The following is a 14,222-nucleotide window of genomic DNA, read 5'->3' as shown; positions in this document are numbered from 1 at the left end:
GGGGTCGGCCGGCCGCCCACGGGCCGGTCGGGTCAGTTCAGGACCTGCCCGCTGAGCCCCGGGTGGCTCATCTGGTCGGTCCCGATCGCCTCGACCCGGTCGGCGACCTTGCCGACCACCGGGAGCTTGCTCGCGGTCCGCAGGGCGAGGTCGGCGGGGGAGACTTCGAGCCCGTCGGTGAGCCCGCCGGTGACGTCCGGCGAGGCGGCGGTCTGGGTGGTGGCGGAGGCCGCCGGGACGGCGAGGGCGAGGCCCGCCATGGTGAGGGCGGCCAGGGTGGCGAGTTTCTTCATGCCCTGCCGAACGACCCGGACCGCCCTCAGGTAACCGCTCGGCTCAGACCGTCACCCAGAGGGTGCGCACGCCGTTGCTGACGAACGAGGCGATCGGCTCGTTCGTCCGGCCCTCCGCCGGGGCCAGCCCGGGGAAGCGGGTGAACAGGTGCCGCAGCGCCGTCTCGGCCTCCAGCCGGGCGAGCCCGGAGCCGAGGCAGAAGTGCGGGCCGTGGCCGAGCGACAGGTGCTTGGCGGGCTGCCGGGTGAGGTCGAAGCGGTCCGCGTCCGGGTGGTGCCCGGAGTCCCGCCCGGCCGCCGCGTACGAGGCCAGCAGGGCCTCGCCGCGCCGGATCACCACGTCGCCGACCGCGATGTCCTCGGTCGCGTAGCGCAGCGGGAACTGTCCGACCGGGGAGTCGTAGCGCAGCGTCTCCTCGACCACCGCCGACCACGGCTGCTCCCCGTCCAGGACGAGCCGCAGCTGGTCCGGGTGGGCGAGCAGGGCACGGACGGCGTTGGTGATCAGGTTGAGCGTGGTCTCGTGCCCGGCGACCAGCATCAGCAGCAGGGTGCCGACCAGCTCGGCCTCGCTGAGCCGGTCCCCTTCCTCCCGGGCGGCGATCAGGTCGGTGGTCAGGTCGTCGCCGGGCTCGGCCCGCTTGGCCGCCACCACCGAGGCCAGCAGCGCGTTCAGCCCCCGCTGCGCGGCCAGGGCGGCCGCCGGGGTGGCCGAGCTGGAGACCATGGTGTCGGACAGCTCGTGCAGCTCGTCCTGCTGCTCCAGCCCCAGGCCGAGCAGTTCGCCGATCACCTGCATCGGCAGCGGGTAGGCGAAGTGCCGGCGCAGGTCGAACTCGCCCTCCAGCTCCGCGACCTCGTCCAGCAGCGCGATCGCCCGGGCCTCGATCGCGGGCGCCAGGTCGGCGATCCGGCGCGGGGTGAAGGCCTGCGAGACCAGCCCGCGCAGCCGCCGGTGGTTCTCGCCGTCGGCGGTGACCATGCCGGGGACGACCACGAAGTTGAGCAGCGGCCAGCCCTCCGGCAGCCGTCCCTCCCGGAAGGTCGTCCAGAGCCGGGCGTCCTTGCCGACCCGGGGGTCGGCCAGCAGCGACTGGAGGGTCCCGTGGTGGGTCACCGCCCAGACCACCACCCCGCCAGGGAGCTCCACCAGGACCGCGGGGCCGGCCGCGCGGAGTCGGGCGTTCTCGCCGTGCTGGTCGCGGCCGAAGGGGTCGAGTCTGACGGGCTCGGCGCGGGTTCCGGAGTCGGTGACGGTGTCCATGCGGGCCTCTCGGGGGCTGGCGGGCGGGGCGGGGTGAAGGCGCTGTAGAGCACCGGGAGGGCGGTCAGGGCCCGGGACCACGGGGACTGCCGCCAGGTCAACTCACCCGGTGGTACGGCCAGTTGGAGGTCGGGAAGGCGGTGCAGCAGGGTCTCGACGGCGGTCTCGACGATGATCCGGGCCGGGTGCTGGGCCGGGCAGACGTGCCGGCCCGCGCCCCAGGCGAGGTGCGCCCGGTTGCCGCCGAGCGAGCCCTGCGCGGCGGCCGAGACGCCCTGCGCGGCCGGGTCGGCGTTGGCCGCGGCCAGGCCGAGGACGAGCATGTCGCCGGCGCTGATGTACTGGCCGCCGAGCACGGTGTCGCCGGTGGCCCAGCGGCCGGGGAAGTTCTGCGTCGGCGGGTCGCGCCAGAGCACCTCCTCCAGCGCGTCGGAGACGGTCAGCCGCCCGCCGGTGAGGGTGGCCCGGAAGCGCCGGTCGGTGAGCAGCAGCCGCAGCGTGTTCCCGGTCCAGTTGATCGAGGTCTCGTTGCCCGCGACCAGCAGCACCACCAGGTGGTGCACCGCCTCCTCGTCGGTCAGCCCGGCCGGGTGGGCGAGCAGCCAGGAGGTGAGGTCGGCGCCCGGGGCGGCCCGGCGGCTGCGCACCAGGTCGACCAGCAGGGTCTGGAACTCCACGCCGGCGCGCTGGGACTGGGCGCTGCTGTCCACGAAGTGGCTGATCAGCTCGACCACCCGGGGCCCGCTCTCCACCGGCAGCCCGACCAGCTGGGTGAAGACCAGCAGCGGCAGCGTGCGGGCGTACTGGGCGATCAGGTCGGCGGTGCCGTCCGGGCCCCAGCTGTCGATCAGCCCGTTGGCGGCGGCCTCGGTGGTCCCGCGCAGCTGGCGGTGGTCGATCTGGGCGAGGGTGTCCGCGACGGCGGAGCGCAGCCGCTGGTGCTCGGCGCCGTCCAGGTTGAGCAGGGTGGGCCGCCAGGAGGTCATCGGCAGCAGTCGGGAGTCGGCGGCCAGCCGGCCCTCGGCGGGCACCCGCCAGCGGCGCGAGTCCTTGGAGAACAGCGCCTCGTTGCGGGTGAGTTCGAGCAGTTCGGGGTAGCCGAGGACGAGCCAGGCCTCGACCCCGGGCTCCAGCTCGATCGGCGCGACCGGCCCGTAGCGCTCGCGCAGCCGGGCGTACAGGCCGTGCGGGTCCTCGGCGACGGCCGGGCCGTACAGCGGGGTCAGCGGCACCCCCACGGGCAGGCCGCCGGGCAGGGCGCCCGGCAGGCCGCCGCCGTGGGCGACGGGGCAGCCGGGCGGCCCGACGGGTTCGGGGGAGGTCATCGCTGGAGCTCCAGGACCGAGCTGCGGTGCAGGTGGTCGACGAAGTCGATCAGCAGGTCGTAGGACTGCCGGCGGTCGCGCGCGTCGCAGTACAGGATCGGCACCTCGGGCAGCAGGTCCAGCGCCGACCGCAGCTCCTCCTCCGGGTAACTCGGCGTGTCCGGGAAGGTGTTGACGGCGACCGCGAACGGGATGCGCTGCTCCTCCAGCCGGCCGAGCACGTCGAAGCTCTCGTCCGGGCGGCGCAGGTCGACCATCGCGATGGCGCCGAGCGCACCGCGCGACAGGTCGTCCCAGAGCGGCCAGAACCGCTGCTGCCCGGGCGTGCCGAACAGGTACAGCGCGAGCCGCGAGTTGAGCGTGATCCGGCCGAAGTCCAGCGCCACCGTGGTGGTGGTCTTGCCGACGAGCCCGGTGAGGTCGTCCACGCCGGCGCTGGCGGCGGTCATGGTCTCCTCGGTGCGCAGCGGGGTGATCTCGCTCAACGAGCCGACCAGCGTGGTCTTGCCGACCCCGAACGGCCCGGTGACCAGGATCTTGACCGCGCCCTGCACCGAGGAGGGCAGGTACTGCGGCCCGTCGGCGGCGCCGGCGGCGTCGGTGGAGGCCGCCTCGGTGGAGGCGAGGGCGTCGGGAGCCCCGGTGGCGGCTTCAGCGGAGTTGGCGGAGGCCAACGAGCACCTCTTCCAGAAGGGTTGCGGGCAGGCGTTCGGCCTGCGGTACGGGCGGGAGCACCTGCACGGCGCCGAGGTCCCACAGGTCCCCGACCAGCACCTTGACGACGCCGAGCGGCAGCCCCAGGTGGGCCGCCACCTCGGCGATGGACAGCAGGCTGTGACAGAGGGCGAGGATGCGCCGGTGCTCGCGGTTCAGCAGCGGGTGCTCGGGCAGGTCCGGCGGCTCGGGTAACGCGCTGACCAGGCTCTCCACGGCCAGCTCGGCCCGGGTGGGGCGGCTGCGCCCGCCGGTGATGACGTACGGCCGGACCGGGCCGCTCACCGGTGGCCCCCCGCCGCGTGGTCGACGCGCGGCGGGCTGGTGAGGTGGGCGCCGATCCGTTCGACCAGGACCTGCATCTGGTAGGCGACCAGGCCGGCGTCGACCGCCTCGCCGGCCACCACGGCCAGGTGCGCGCCGGCCCCGGCGGCGACGACGAAGAGGTAGCCGCCGCCGTACTCGATGATGATCTGGCGGGTGGCGCTGCCCGGTCCGCCGAAGCCCGTCGCGACGCCGCGGGCCAGCGACTGCAGTCCGGAGCAGGCGGCGGCGAGCCGTTCGGCGTCGTCGCGCGCGATGCCCGCGCTGCGGCCGATCTCCAGCCCGTCGTTGGAGACGACGACGGCGTGCTGGACCTGCGGGACGGCGATGATGTCGGCGAGCAGCCAGCCGAGATCAGGGGTGGTGGTCATGGAACTCTCCGGAGCGCTGGGGAAGTCGGGGGGAAGCGGGCAGGGGACGGTCGGACTGGGCCTGGGCCCGGACGGCGGAACGGCCGCTGGCGGTCCCGGCCTGGAACATCGCCATGAACGCCTGCGCGTCCCGGGCCGAGCGGTAGGGCGGCGCGGGCGGCGGTGGGGGAGCGGCGTGCTGGGCGGGGCGGCCCGTGCGGCCGCGCCGGTGGCTCCGGCGGGGCAGCGGGGGAGGGGTGTCACCGGTGGCGGCGTGCCGGCCGGAGGGCGGGGTCTCCACCATGGGGTGGCCGGCGGGAGAGGCCGGCCGGGGGCCGGGGTTGAACGCCCGGTCGTCCGGCCCGAGGCCGGGGACGGTGGGCGGCAGCGGCTCGGTGAGCAGCGCGTTCGGCAGCAGCAGGACGACGCGCACGCCGCCGTACGGCGAGGGCGCGGAGCTGAGGGTGACCCGGAAGCCGTACTGCTCGGCGAGCCGGCCGACCGCGGCCAGGCCCAGCTGCGGCACCTCGCCCAGCCGGGAGACCTCCAGCGTGCTGCCGCCGGCCAGGGCGTCGGCGGCCTTGGCGACGGCCTGTTCCGGCATGCCGACGCCGCCGTCGTCGATCTCGATGACGGCACCGTTGTGCACCGGCATGAGGGTGACGAACACCTGGGTGCTGGGCGGGGAGTAGCGGGTGGCGTTGTCCAGCAGCTCGGCGATCGCGTGGATCAGCGCCTCGGCGGCGGCGCCGACCACCGCGGTCTCGGTCCGGCTGCGGACCACCACGCGCTGGAACGGCAGGATGCGCGACTGGGCGCCGCGGACGACGTCCTCCAGGGAGACGGGTTCCGGCCAGTGCCGGCCGGCCCGCGCGCCGCACAGCACGGCCAGGGTCTGGGCCAGCCGGGCCTGTTGGGCGGCGGCGTGGTCGGCCTTGAGCAGGCCCTCCAGCAGCGCCGGGTCGTCGTGGGTGCGTTCCATCTCGTCCAGCAGCGCCTGCTGGTCGTGGGCCATCACGAGGATGCGGCGGGCGACGCTGAGGAAGGCCCGCTGGGTGGAGGCGGTGTGCTCCTGTTCCTGCTGGACGGCGGCGAGTTCGGCGCCGCGGCGGGAGTGCTCGACGGCCAGTTGGTCCCGGAGGGCGACGAGTTCACCGTGCAGCCGGTCGGCGCGGCGGCGCTGGGTGACGGACACGGCCCGGTACCGCGCGGCGGCCACGAGGGCGAGGACGGCGAGCACGCCGGTTGCCGTTACGGACCACTGAGTCATCGTCACGCCGCGAATTCTAGGGTGATGATCCTACGAAGGTGTGAACGTATCTCGCCATGTGACCGGATCTCGTCAATATCGAGTCAATTCGGCGTCAATCGGCACTCGTTCGACCCCGATCGCACCGCCTGACGAGGCATTGCACCGGCGTGACCGACCCCGGCGGCAGGCAGCGGATTCGAGCCTGTCGGCCGGATCGCACCCGGCGATGTGTGGGGCCTGTGCGCATCCTGTTGCGAACGGGCACCGCCCGGTGCAGGTGCGGCGGCACCTCGCCCCCGGCCCCGGGCGGCGGTTACCGGGCGGGCCAGGTGCGGAGGCCGGTGGTGAGGGTGGTGATGAGGCGGTCGTGGGTGGTGGCGAGGTCCTCGGCGAGCTGGAAGGCGCCGACCGTGGTGAGGGAGGCGAAGCCGTGGGCGAGGGAGCGGACGGTGCGGGCGGCGTGGATCGCCTCGGAGCCGTCGAGGCCGTACTCCCGCAGGACGGCGGTGATCACCCCGACCAGCCGGGCGGCCGCCCGGGTCAGGTCGTCGTCGGGCTGCGGGGCCTGGGGGAGGGCGTTGTAGCGGTGCGGGTGCTCGGTGGCGTACGCGTGGTAGGCGCGCAGGACGGCGGCGACGGCGTCGTCCCCGCTGCGCCCGACGGCCGCCTCGGCCAGCCGGTCGGCCAGGTCCCCGGTGACCCGGACGGCGATCATCCGCCGCAGTTCGGCCAGGCCGCCGCTGACGTGCTTGTACAGCGAAGGGGTGGCGACCCCGGCCCGGGCCGCGACGGCGGCCAGGGTGAGGGCCTCGGCGCCCTGCTCGTCGATGAGGGCGAGGGCGTGGTCGACGACCTGGCCGGGGGTCAGTCCTACGCGGGGCATGGCTTCGGGTTCTCCGTACGGGTGGGAAGGGGGACGGGCGCGGGCGGAGCTCAGCCGAGCTCGGCGAGGAAGGGCAGCAGGGCGTCCGCGGTGGCCGCCGGGTTGTCGGCCATCGGGTAGTGCCCGGACCCCTCGATCATCGCCTTCCGCGCGCCCAGCGCGGCGGCCTGCCGGTCGGCGACGAGCTCCGGCTTCGGGAAGTCGGGGTCCTTGCTGCCCATGACCACCAGCGCCGGGCACCGCACCGCGGCCGTCCAGCCGGCCGGCGCCGAGTCGCCGTGGACGTACCCGCGGGTGGCGCCCTTCCGCCCCGGGGTGCGCAGCGCGGCGACCAGCCCCGCCACGTACGCGTCGAAGTCGGCGGGCTTGGCGCCGGGGAAGGCCATCCGGCGCAGGTAGAAGCCCCAGGAGGCCGGCCAGTGGACGAGCGCCGCGCCCATCAGGCCCATGACGCCGCGCATCAGGGCGCCCGGCTTCGGGCTCTCGACGAAGGCGTTGATCAGGACGATCCCGGCGACCCGCTCCGGCGCGTCCCCGGCGGCCCTGACGACGGTCGCCCCGGTGTAGGAGTTCCCGGCGAGGACGGCGCGCTCGATGCCGAGGTGGTCGAGCAGGGCGAGGACGTCGCCGGCGATGGCGGCCGGGCCGTAGTCGTCCCAGGCGATGGAGGACTCGCCGAAGCCCCGCAGGTCCATGGTGACGACCCGGTGGCCGGCGGCGACGAGCAGCGGGCGCAGGTGCCGGTAGGCGGCCCGGCTGTCGAGCATGCCGGGGAGCAGGACGACGGGGGTGCCGTCGCCCTGCCGGGTGTCGTCGAAGGCGATCCGGCCGCCGGGAACGGTCAGGTACTGGGTGCTCGGAGCGGTGGTGCCGTTCATGGGTGGTCCTCCTCGGGCCGCCGGTGCGGGGCGTCGGCGTGCTGCCGATAGCCATAAAGCTAAGGCTAATAGCCTTAGCCGTCAAGCGCTCGGCGGGCGTCGGTCGGCCGCGGCGGCCGGCGAACCGGGAAGGCGGTGGTCAGACCCCCTCCACCTTGAACGGGTCGTGCTCGCTGAGCAGCTTCTCCAGCCGGGCCTGGTCCACCCGGGTGACCATCTCGTTGGTCTCCTGCCGGTCCCGGATCACCTTCGCGAGCGTGAACGCGGAGGTGACGGTGTAGAGGAGGCCGATCCCCAGGAAGGCCCGGGTCCACCCGCCGACCGGCAGGTAGGCGATCCCGGCCGCGAGGGCGGTGCCCGACACGGCGAAGGAGAGGACGGCCTGGATGTAGTAGGCGGCCGTGGTGCGGCTCTGCATCGGTGCGCTCATGGCGTCAGGATGCGGCGGCCCGGTCGGGCCGCACATGAGTAGGAGTACTCAGATGGGGCCGTGCATGAGGGGCTGTTCGTTGACGTCCGATCACCTGGCCGTAAGCTGCTCCGAACGGATGGCTTGGAATCAGAGCCTCCTAGGATTAACGTTTGATAACGCAGCGCGGTCGTCAACGCCGTACCCAGACGGCACCGTGCGCCGTCGCCTAATCCCGCCGACCGGCCTCCGGGCAGGTCAGGGAGCCGGGGAACCACGTTCCTTGGGGTGAATCGGCGGGGCTCCGGCCCGGCCGTAGGAGACCTTCCTGCTCCGAACCCGTCAGCTAACCCGGTAGGCGCGAAGGAAGGAAAGGAGCGCGCCTCCGTGGCGTCGACGCACACCCCGGCACACCCGGCCGGCCCCGCAGCCGGTACCCAGCTCCTCGACCACCCCGGCACGGACGGCCCCGAGCCCTTCGGCCCGGAGGGCTTCGGCTCGGAGGTCGAGACCAACCGCCACCGGATGCCGCGTCAGACCCGCGGAGCCTCCCCGCTGCTCGGCGTCACCGCCGTCGCCGCCACCCTGGGGGCCACCGGCTTCGCCTCGGCGACCCCGGCCTCCGCCCCCGCCGTCGAGGCCCCGGACGAGACCCCGGTCGCCCTCTCCGCCGACCCCGGCCTCGCGCTCGCCGCCCGCATCCAGCACCAGGCCGACAGCCAGCGCACCGCCGCCGAGGAGACCGCCCGGCTCCAGGCCGCGCAGGAGGCGGAGGCCAAGGCCGCCGCCAAGGAGGCCGAGGCCAAGCGCGCCGCCGAGGAGGCCGAGCGGGTCAAGGCCGCCGCCCTCACCGTCCCGGTGACGGACTACCGGCTCTCCGCCCACTACGGCCAGAGCGCCCGCTACTGGGCCAACCTGCACACCGGCCTGGACTTCGCCGCCGACACCGGCACCCCGGTCCGCGCGCTCGGCCAGGGCACCATCACCTCGGCCGGCTGGGCCGGCTCGTACGGTTACCGGATCGTCGAGACGCTGCCCGACGGCACCGAGATCTGGTACTGCCACCTCTCCTCGATCACCAAGGGCTCCGGCGCGGTGGTGGCCGGCCAGCAGATCGGCAAGGTCGGCGCGACCGGCAACGTCACCGGCCCGCACCTGCACATGGAGGTCCGGCCCGGCGGCGGCGCCCCGGTCGACCCGGAGCCCTGGCTCGAGCAGCGCGGCCTCAGCCTCTGACCACCCGCGAAGGCCCGCACCCGCGAGAGCACCCGCCCGCGAAGGCGCGCACCCGCGAGAGCACCCACGCACGAAGGCCCCCGGCCCGGAGCAGCACCTCCGGGCCGGGGGCCTTCGCACACCGGCTCACTCCTCGACGGGCAGCTGCGCCAGGTACGCCTCGATCTCCTCCTGGCCCGGCTCCGGCGCCAGCTCAGGGAACTCCGTCACCAGCAGCCGCGGCAGCCCCGGCACCGTCCACCCGCCGAACAGGTCGAGCGCCGCGTCGACCGCCGCCTCCTCGAACTGCCCGAAGTCCCCGGCCAGTTCGTCCGGCATCGGCCGCCCCAGCGAGGTCAGCTCGGCCAGGTTGCGGTAGCTGCGCCGCATCAGGCCCTGCTCCAGCAGCCGCCGCGCGCCGTCCGTGGCCATGCCGACCGACAGCACCCGGCCCGGGCCCCAGCCCTGCTCGTCCGGCTCGTCCAGCCAGCCGGCCGGCACCAGCGCCTCGAACGCGGCCAGCCGCTCCTCCTCCGCGAGCTCCCGGAAGCCGGCCAGCCACTCCCGCACCGCCGCCCCGTCCGTGACGTCCACCCCGTGCGCGTGCAGCAGCAGCGCGTACAGCCGGGGCCAGGTCACCAGGTCGGCGCGACGCAGCAGCCCGGCCGCGACCTCGCCCTGCCACTCGGCCTCCGCGTGCAGCCGCTCCTGGCGCTTGGCGTTCAGCCGCCGGGCCGCCCGCTGGTGGTCGATCAGCAGCCGGACGGCGTCGCCGTAGGCGAGCGGGTCCTCCTCGGGCGCGGGTTGGACGTACAGGTGGAGCCGCTCGTACAGCAGGTGCTCCACCGCGTCGGAGGTCAGTTCGGGCCAGCCGTCGTGCATCCTGCCCTCGCCCAGCTCCAGCAGCGCCAGCACCGCGCGCAGCGGCCCCTCGGCCACCGGGGCGCGGCCCTGCTCGGCCGCCCAGGCGAGCAGGTCGGCGGCCTTGGTGCGCGGGGCGAGCCGCAGGTCTTCGTCGTTCATAGTCCGAACGGTAGCCGCCGGGCGGGGGTCAGGGCGTGTCCGACGATTCCAGTCGGGCTCGCGACGCTCCCCCAGCCTCCGGCCGGGAGGCGCCCCCACCTCCGCCTTGCGATGCACGCACCCCAACGCCGCTCACCGATCCGACGCGAACTGTCGGACACGCCCTAGGATCGGCTGCCATGGTCCCCGTACGACTCACCGGCCCGCGCCTGGCCGTCCGCGAGTACCACCACACCGAGGAGGAGGTGGACGCGCTGCACGCGCTGTTCGGCGACCCGGAGGTCACCCGCCACCTGCCCTTCGGGCCGAGCGGCCGGGAGGACTGCGCCGACCAGCTCGAGCTCTACCTGGAGGAGGCGATGGCCGAGGAGCGGGACACCTACCGGCTCGCCGTCACCAGGCGCGCGGACGCCGAGGAGCCGGCCGACGCGACGCCGGTCGGGCAGGCCTCGCTCACCCTGGACGGCCACCGCGCCGCCCAGCTCGGGTGCGTGCTGGCCCGCGGGCACTGGGGCCGGGGCTACGCGGGCGAGACCGTCGGCCTGCTCTGCGGCCTCGCCTTCGGCCCGCTGGACCTGCACCGGCTGACCGCGCGGGTCGCGGTGGCCAACGAGGCCTCCGTCCGGGTGCTCACCCGGCTGGGCTTCCAGCGGGAGGGGCGGCTGCGGCACGACGGCTGCAAGGACGGCGTGTGGACCGACTCCTACCTCTACGCGCTGCTCGCCGACGAGTGGCCCGCTCCGGCTGCTCCGGCCGTGGGGGGTTAACCCCACCCCGGATCCGCCAGGCCCCCGGATCCCGCCGGACCACCGCGTCCACCAGACTGGACACCGTCAGCGGGACGGACGAGCGACAGCACGAGGGGCCGGGGAGCATGAGCAGCAGCCGCAGCACGGAGGACCGGGAGTGGGACGTCCTGGGCGGTTACGGCGACGAGCGGCGCCCGGCCGGGGCCCGGCGGACGGAGCGGCGGCCGGCTCTGTGGCGGGCCCCGTTCTCGGCCCACCACTACCGCGAGGTCGGCTACGCGCTCAGCGGCCTGCCGGTGGCGATCGCCGGGTTCGTCATGTCGGTCACCCTGTTCTGCCTCGGCCTCGGCACCTTCGTCACCGTGCTCGGCCTGCCCGTGCTGGGCGCCCTGACCGGCCTCGCCCGCGGCTTCGGCCGGCTGGAGCGGGCCCGGGTGCGCGGCATGCTGGCCCTGGACGTCCCCGGCCCGGAGCCGGTGCGCCAGGTCCGCCCCGGCGGCTGGGGCGCGATCACCGCGCGGCTGGCCGACGGGGCCGGCTGGAAGGCCGTGCTGTACCAGGTGCTGATGTTCCCCTGGGCGGTGTTCAGCTTCTCGGTGACGCTGATCTTCCTGCTGCTCGGCTGGGCGCTGGCGCTCTACCCGCTGTACCACTGGGTCTTCCCGACCTACACCTCCTGGAACGGCTACCGGGTGTTCGACTTCCGCGACAGCGACGGCGTCCGGCACCTGTACGAGGTCCAGGCGCCCTGGCAGATCGCCGCGCTCTCGCTCGTCGGGGTGCTGCTGGTCTACCTCACCACCCAGCTGGTCCGCGGCCTGACCAACGTCAACCGGGCCGCCGCCCTGGGCCTGCTCGGCCGCTGACCGCCGGCCCCCTCGCAGCGGCCCCGAAGGCCCCGCCCGCGTCCCGGCCCCGTCCGGATGCGGACGGGGCCGCTCCGTGTTCGGATGGCCGGGTGGCCGCCGCCGGCATTCCCCCCGCCCACCCGGACGTCCTGGTCACCTCCCGGCCGCTGGACGAGTACTGCGCCCTGTTCGGCCTCACCCGGGCCCGGCTCGCCGCCCTGCCCGGACCGCTGCTGGACTGCCCCGCCGGGGCGGCCGGCCTGGCCGCCGAGGCGCGCGGGCTGGGCTGCCGGGTGATCGCCGTCGATCCGGCGTACGCGCTGCCGCCGCCGGTGGTCGCGGACCGCGCGCTGGCCGCCCGGGCGGCGATGGCCGCCGCGATGGCCGCCCGCCCGCGGCTCTACCCCGCGCCCCGCCCCCACCGCCCCGAGCGCTACCTGCGCAGCTGGGACCGGGCCCGCCGGCTGTTCACCGCCGACGCGGCCGCCCACCCGGAGCAGTACGTGGCCGCCGCGCTGCCCCGGCTGCCCTTCGCGGACGGCGTCTTCGCCCTCACCCTGAGCGGCTACCTGGTCTTCGCCTACCCCGAACTCTTCGGCCCCGAGCACCAGGTGGCGGCGCTGACCGAGCTGGTCCGGGTCACCGCCGCGGACGGCGAGGTCCGGGTCCAGCCGCTGCACGACGGGCGGGGCCGCCGCTGCGGCCACCTCGACCCGCTGCGGTACGCGCTCGGCGAGCGCCGGATAGCCAGCGAGATCCGCCGCCTCCCCGGGCCGGTGGACGGCCGTACCCGGCGGGTCCTGGTGCTGCGGGCCGCCGACCGGCGCCGACAGGCGGCCCGGTGACCAGCCATGTAATAGTCACTACCGATGTTTGCCCCTATACTTCTGGATCATGACCGAGACGACGATCCGGAGCGCCGACGAGAGCGACGCCGACCGGCTCACCGAGCTGATGCAGGCCTCCTCCGCCTACCAGGGCGCGTACTTCGCGATGATCGAGGGCTACCGGGTGAGGCCCGACTACCTCGCCCGGCACGTGGTGCGGATGGCCGTGGACACCGCCGACGACCGTCTGCTCGGCTTCTACGGGCTGATCCGCGAACCGGCCGAGCTGGACCTGATGTTCGTCGCCGACGAGGCCCAAGGGCTGGGCATCGGACGGAAGTTGATCGCCGACATGCTCGACCGCGCCCGGGAGGCCGGGATCGCCTCGGTCAAGGTCGTGTCCCACCCGCCCGCGGAGCGCTTCTACCTGAAGGTGGGGGCCGTGCGCACCGGCACCCGGCCCCCGCAGCCCAAGACGCCCTGGGAGCAGCCCGAACTGCACTTCACCGTCCGGTAGTTGCCTCAGGCCTCCGGGGACGGCCAGGACGGCCCGCCCGGCTGGGCCGGTACCGCCGGTACCGCCGGTACCGCCGGTACGGCCTGCGGGGCGGGTCGGCCCGGCTGCTCCGGCGGGAGGGCCGTCGCCGGGAGCGCCGTCGCCGGGAGCCGGGAGAGGATCTTCTCCGCCAGCCAGCTGCGGTCCGACCCGTACGGGATGCCCCGCGGGTCGACCAGCTGCCGCGCCACGGCGTCCCGCAGCCGCTGCGCCCCGTCGGCGGGCAGCCGGGAGAGCAGTCCCCGGGCGGCCAGCAGCGCCTGGTACTGCTCGAAGTCCGAGCGCGGGTGCTCGATCGCGGCCAGCACGCTCGGCAGGTCCGCCAGCGCCGGATCGCCCTGCATCAGCGCGAGCGCCTGGATCCGCCGGCCCTCGGAGCCGTCCGCGAAGAGGTCCCGCACCTGCTCGGCGGTGAGCGCCGACCGCCGCGCGGTCGAACGGACCTCGGCCACCACGCCCTCCGGCCCGGCCGGCGAACCCGAGGAGGGCGGCAGCTGCCCGGCCAGCGCGGCCGGGCGCTCCGCGCTGCCGCCCAGCAGCCCGAGCTGCTGCATCGCGCGGACCCGCAGGTCGTCCGCGCCCACCTTGTCGCCGTGCCGGTCGCGGTCCTGCCCGGCGAGGAAGAGGTCCAGGGCCTGGTCGGTCTCGGTCAGCACCTGCGGCAGTGCCAGCCGGGTCACCAGCCAGCCGGCCAGGAAGCCGAAGACCAGGAAGTACAGCACCAGCGCCGCCGCGAACGGCGCCGTGCCGTCGCCCCCGCCGAGCGCGGGCGCCAGCGCCGCGCCGAGGTCGTGCAGCCGCTCGCCGAGCGAGCCGAGCTGGGTCAGCCCGACGCCCAGCAGCACCTTGGTCAGCCAGTCCGAGACCTGCTCCAGGTTGGTGTTCGGCGCGTACGAGCCCGGCGGCTCACCGGCTCCGGCGCCGCCGCGCACCCGGGGGACCCCGAACAGGAAGCCCAGCCCGCCGCCCAGCACCACCGACGCCCCGACCACCACCAGCCCGCCGCCGAGCGCCTGCCAGACGTGCTCCCGGCCGAGCGCGAACAGCAGCAGCCCGAGCAGTCCCGTCCCGGCCAGCACCCCGGTGGCGATCCACCGCGCCGTCCGCAGCGCGGCCCCGCCGTCCGGCCGCCGTGCCTTCGCCATCGCCCGCCCCCTGTGTCCGCGCCGCTCCGCTCCGGAATCCGCGCCGACTCTAGCGCCGCGGCTCGGCTCGGTGTTGATGAGGATCAGGGCGACGTCGGCGGGCTGTAGCAGCCGGCCCCAGGCCTCGCCGATGTTGAGGGTGTTGACCAGCAGGTCGTCCACCGCCT

At 75.1% G+C, this 14,222-nt stretch carries 16 protein-coding genes, 1 pseudogene and 1 riboswitch; of the genes and pseudogenes, 5 read left to right on the top strand and 12 right to left on the bottom strand.

Annotated features, from left to right (window positions below):
- Positions 1–32: 32 nt before the first annotated feature.
- The 10 genes from ABZW03_RS08475 to ABZW03_RS08430 form a co-directional block, all read right to left on the bottom strand.
- The gene (locus tag ABZW03_RS08475; protein WP_355253909.1) at positions 33–293 is read right to left on the bottom strand and encodes a hypothetical protein; all 261 of its coding nucleotides are present in this window, start codon (positions 291–293) and stop codon (positions 33–35) included.
- Between the two features lie 43 nt (positions 294–336).
- Complete coding sequence (locus ABZW03_RS08470) at positions 337–1,410, bottom strand: cytochrome P450 (RefSeq protein WP_355253907.1); 1,074 nt, start codon at positions 1,408–1,410, stop codon at positions 337–339.
- Positions 1,407–2,882 carry a cytochrome P450 gene (locus ABZW03_RS08465; protein ID WP_355253906.1) on the bottom strand — a complete coding sequence of 492 codons (1,476 nt, stop codon included), beginning with the start codon at positions 2,880–2,882 and terminating at the stop codon, positions 1,407–1,409. The genes ABZW03_RS08470 and ABZW03_RS08465 overlap by 4 nt, the downstream gene beginning before the upstream one ends.
- Positions 2,879–3,448 carry an ATP/GTP-binding protein gene (locus ABZW03_RS08460; RefSeq protein WP_355253951.1) on the bottom strand — a complete coding sequence of 190 codons (570 nt, stop codon included), beginning with the start codon at positions 3,446–3,448 and terminating at the stop codon, positions 2,879–2,881. Before ABZW03_RS08460 ends, ABZW03_RS08465 begins: the two co-directional genes overlap by 4 nt.
- Positions 3,449–3,533: 85 nt before the next feature.
- The gene (locus ABZW03_RS08455) at positions 3,534–3,881 is read right to left on the bottom strand and encodes a DUF742 domain-containing protein (RefSeq protein ID WP_355253904.1); all 348 of its coding nucleotides are present in this window, start codon (positions 3,879–3,881) and stop codon (positions 3,534–3,536) included.
- Positions 3,878–4,291, bottom strand: coding sequence for a roadblock/LC7 domain-containing protein (locus tag ABZW03_RS08450; RefSeq protein ID WP_355253902.1), 414 nt, complete (start codon positions 4,289–4,291; stop codon positions 3,878–3,880). Before ABZW03_RS08450 ends, ABZW03_RS08455 begins: the two co-directional genes overlap by 4 nt.
- The gene (locus ABZW03_RS08445) at positions 4,275–5,540 is read right to left on the bottom strand and encodes a sensor histidine kinase (RefSeq protein ID WP_355253949.1); all 1,266 of its coding nucleotides are present in this window, start codon (positions 5,538–5,540) and stop codon (positions 4,275–4,277) included. The genes ABZW03_RS08450 and ABZW03_RS08445 overlap by 17 nt, the downstream gene beginning before the upstream one ends.
- Before the next feature lie 295 nt (positions 5,541–5,835).
- On the bottom strand, positions 5,836–6,405 hold the full coding sequence (locus ABZW03_RS08440; RefSeq protein WP_355253900.1) for a TetR-like C-terminal domain-containing protein: 570 nt from the start codon (positions 6,403–6,405) through the stop codon (positions 5,836–5,838).
- Between the two features lie 50 nt (positions 6,406–6,455).
- A complete protein-coding gene (locus tag ABZW03_RS08435) occupies positions 6,456–7,283 on the bottom strand; it encodes an alpha/beta hydrolase (RefSeq protein ID WP_355253898.1) in 828 nt (275 codons plus the stop codon).
- Between the two features lie 139 nt (positions 7,284–7,422).
- On the bottom strand, positions 7,423–7,713 hold the full coding sequence (locus ABZW03_RS08430) for a YiaA/YiaB family inner membrane protein (protein WP_355253896.1): 291 nt from the start codon (positions 7,711–7,713) through the stop codon (positions 7,423–7,425).
- A 195-nt stretch (positions 7,714–7,908) separates the two neighbouring features.
- Positions 7,909–8,067: riboswitch (cyclic di-AMP (ydaO/yuaA leader) on the top strand.
- A 12-nt stretch (positions 8,068–8,079) separates the two neighbouring features.
- On the opposite strand from ABZW03_RS08430, the gene ABZW03_RS08425 reads away from it, so the two are divergent.
- Entirely contained in the window at positions 8,080–8,928 is an 849-nt protein-coding gene (locus ABZW03_RS08425) for a M23 family metallopeptidase (protein WP_355253894.1), read from the top strand.
- A gap of 126 nt (positions 8,929–9,054) precedes the next feature.
- Here the strand turns inward: ABZW03_RS08425 and ABZW03_RS08420 are convergent, their stop codons facing one another.
- Complete coding sequence (locus ABZW03_RS08420) at positions 9,055–9,930, bottom strand: hypothetical protein (RefSeq protein ID WP_355253892.1); 876 nt, start codon at positions 9,928–9,930, stop codon at positions 9,055–9,057.
- Between the two features lie 179 nt (positions 9,931–10,109).
- On the opposite strand from ABZW03_RS08420, the gene ABZW03_RS08415 reads away from it, so the two are divergent.
- The 4 genes from ABZW03_RS08415 to ABZW03_RS08400 all read left to right on the top strand — a co-directional run bounded on the left by ABZW03_RS08415 (position 10,110) and on the right by ABZW03_RS08400 (position 12,871).
- Positions 10,110–10,697: a GNAT family protein gene (locus ABZW03_RS08415; RefSeq protein WP_355253890.1), complete on the top strand. Its 588-nt coding sequence runs from the start codon at positions 10,110–10,112 to the stop codon at positions 10,695–10,697.
- A 107-nt stretch (positions 10,698–10,804) separates the two neighbouring features.
- Positions 10,805–11,545 (top strand): sensor domain-containing protein, encoded by a 741-nt coding sequence (locus ABZW03_RS08410; RefSeq protein WP_355253888.1) that lies wholly within the window; start codon positions 10,805–10,807, stop codon positions 11,543–11,545.
- Positions 11,546–11,637: 92 nt separating this feature from the next.
- The gene (locus ABZW03_RS08405) at positions 11,638–12,372 is read left to right on the top strand and encodes a hypothetical protein (protein ID WP_355253886.1); all 735 of its coding nucleotides are present in this window, start codon (positions 11,638–11,640) and stop codon (positions 12,370–12,372) included.
- A gap of 49 nt (positions 12,373–12,421) precedes the next feature.
- Complete coding sequence (locus ABZW03_RS08400) at positions 12,422–12,871, top strand: GNAT family N-acetyltransferase (protein ID WP_355253884.1); 450 nt, start codon at positions 12,422–12,424, stop codon at positions 12,869–12,871.
- 5 nt (positions 12,872–12,876) lie between these two features.
- Here the strand turns inward: ABZW03_RS08400 and ABZW03_RS08395 are convergent.
- A pseudogene (locus ABZW03_RS08395) lies at positions 12,877–14,222 on the bottom strand (hypothetical protein); the annotation flags it as partial.

This window comes from Kitasatospora sp. NPDC004799 (assembly GCF_040609095.1).
GTDB lineage: Bacteria > Actinomycetota > Actinomycetes > Streptomycetales > Streptomycetaceae > Kitasatospora.
This window is presented reverse-complemented; position numbering and strand designations above follow the sequence as displayed.

Excerpts from the sequence above, each read along its gene's own strand:
- ABZW03_RS08420 (WP_355253892.1), bottom strand. The coding sequence starts at position 9,930 with ATGAACGACGAAGACCTGCGGCTCGCCCCGCGCACCAAGGCCGCCGAC.
- ABZW03_RS08430 (WP_355253896.1), bottom strand. The coding sequence starts at position 7,713 with ATGAGCGCACCGATGCAGAGCCGCACCACGGCCGCCTACTACATCCAG.
- ABZW03_RS08475 (WP_355253909.1), bottom strand. The coding sequence starts at position 293 with ATGAAGAAACTCGCCACCCTGGCCGCCCTCACCATGGCGGGCCTCGCC.
- ABZW03_RS08440 (WP_355253900.1), bottom strand. The coding sequence starts at position 6,405 with ATGCCCCGCGTAGGACTGACCCCCGGCCAGGTCGTCGACCACGCCCTC.
- ABZW03_RS08445 (WP_355253949.1), bottom strand. The coding sequence starts at position 5,540 with ATGACTCAGTGGTCCGTAACGGCAACCGGCGTGCTCGCCGTCCTCGCC.
- ABZW03_RS08465 (WP_355253906.1), bottom strand. The coding sequence starts at position 2,882 with ATGACCTCCCCCGAACCCGTCGGGCCGCCCGGCTGCCCCGTCGCCCAC.
- ABZW03_RS08400 (WP_355253884.1), top strand. The coding sequence starts at position 12,422 with ATGACCGAGACGACGATCCGGAGCGCCGACGAGAGCGACGCCGACCGG.
- ABZW03_RS08415 (WP_355253890.1), top strand. The coding sequence starts at position 10,110 with ATGGTCCCCGTACGACTCACCGGCCCGCGCCTGGCCGTCCGCGAGTAC.
- ABZW03_RS08435 (WP_355253898.1), bottom strand. The coding sequence starts at position 7,283 with ATGAACGGCACCACCGCTCCGAGCACCCAGTACCTGACCGTTCCCGGC.
- ABZW03_RS08410 (WP_355253888.1), top strand. The coding sequence starts at position 10,805 with ATGAGCAGCAGCCGCAGCACGGAGGACCGGGAGTGGGACGTCCTGGGC.
- ABZW03_RS08450 (WP_355253902.1), bottom strand. The coding sequence starts at position 4,291 with ATGACCACCACCCCTGATCTCGGCTGGCTGCTCGCCGACATCATCGCC.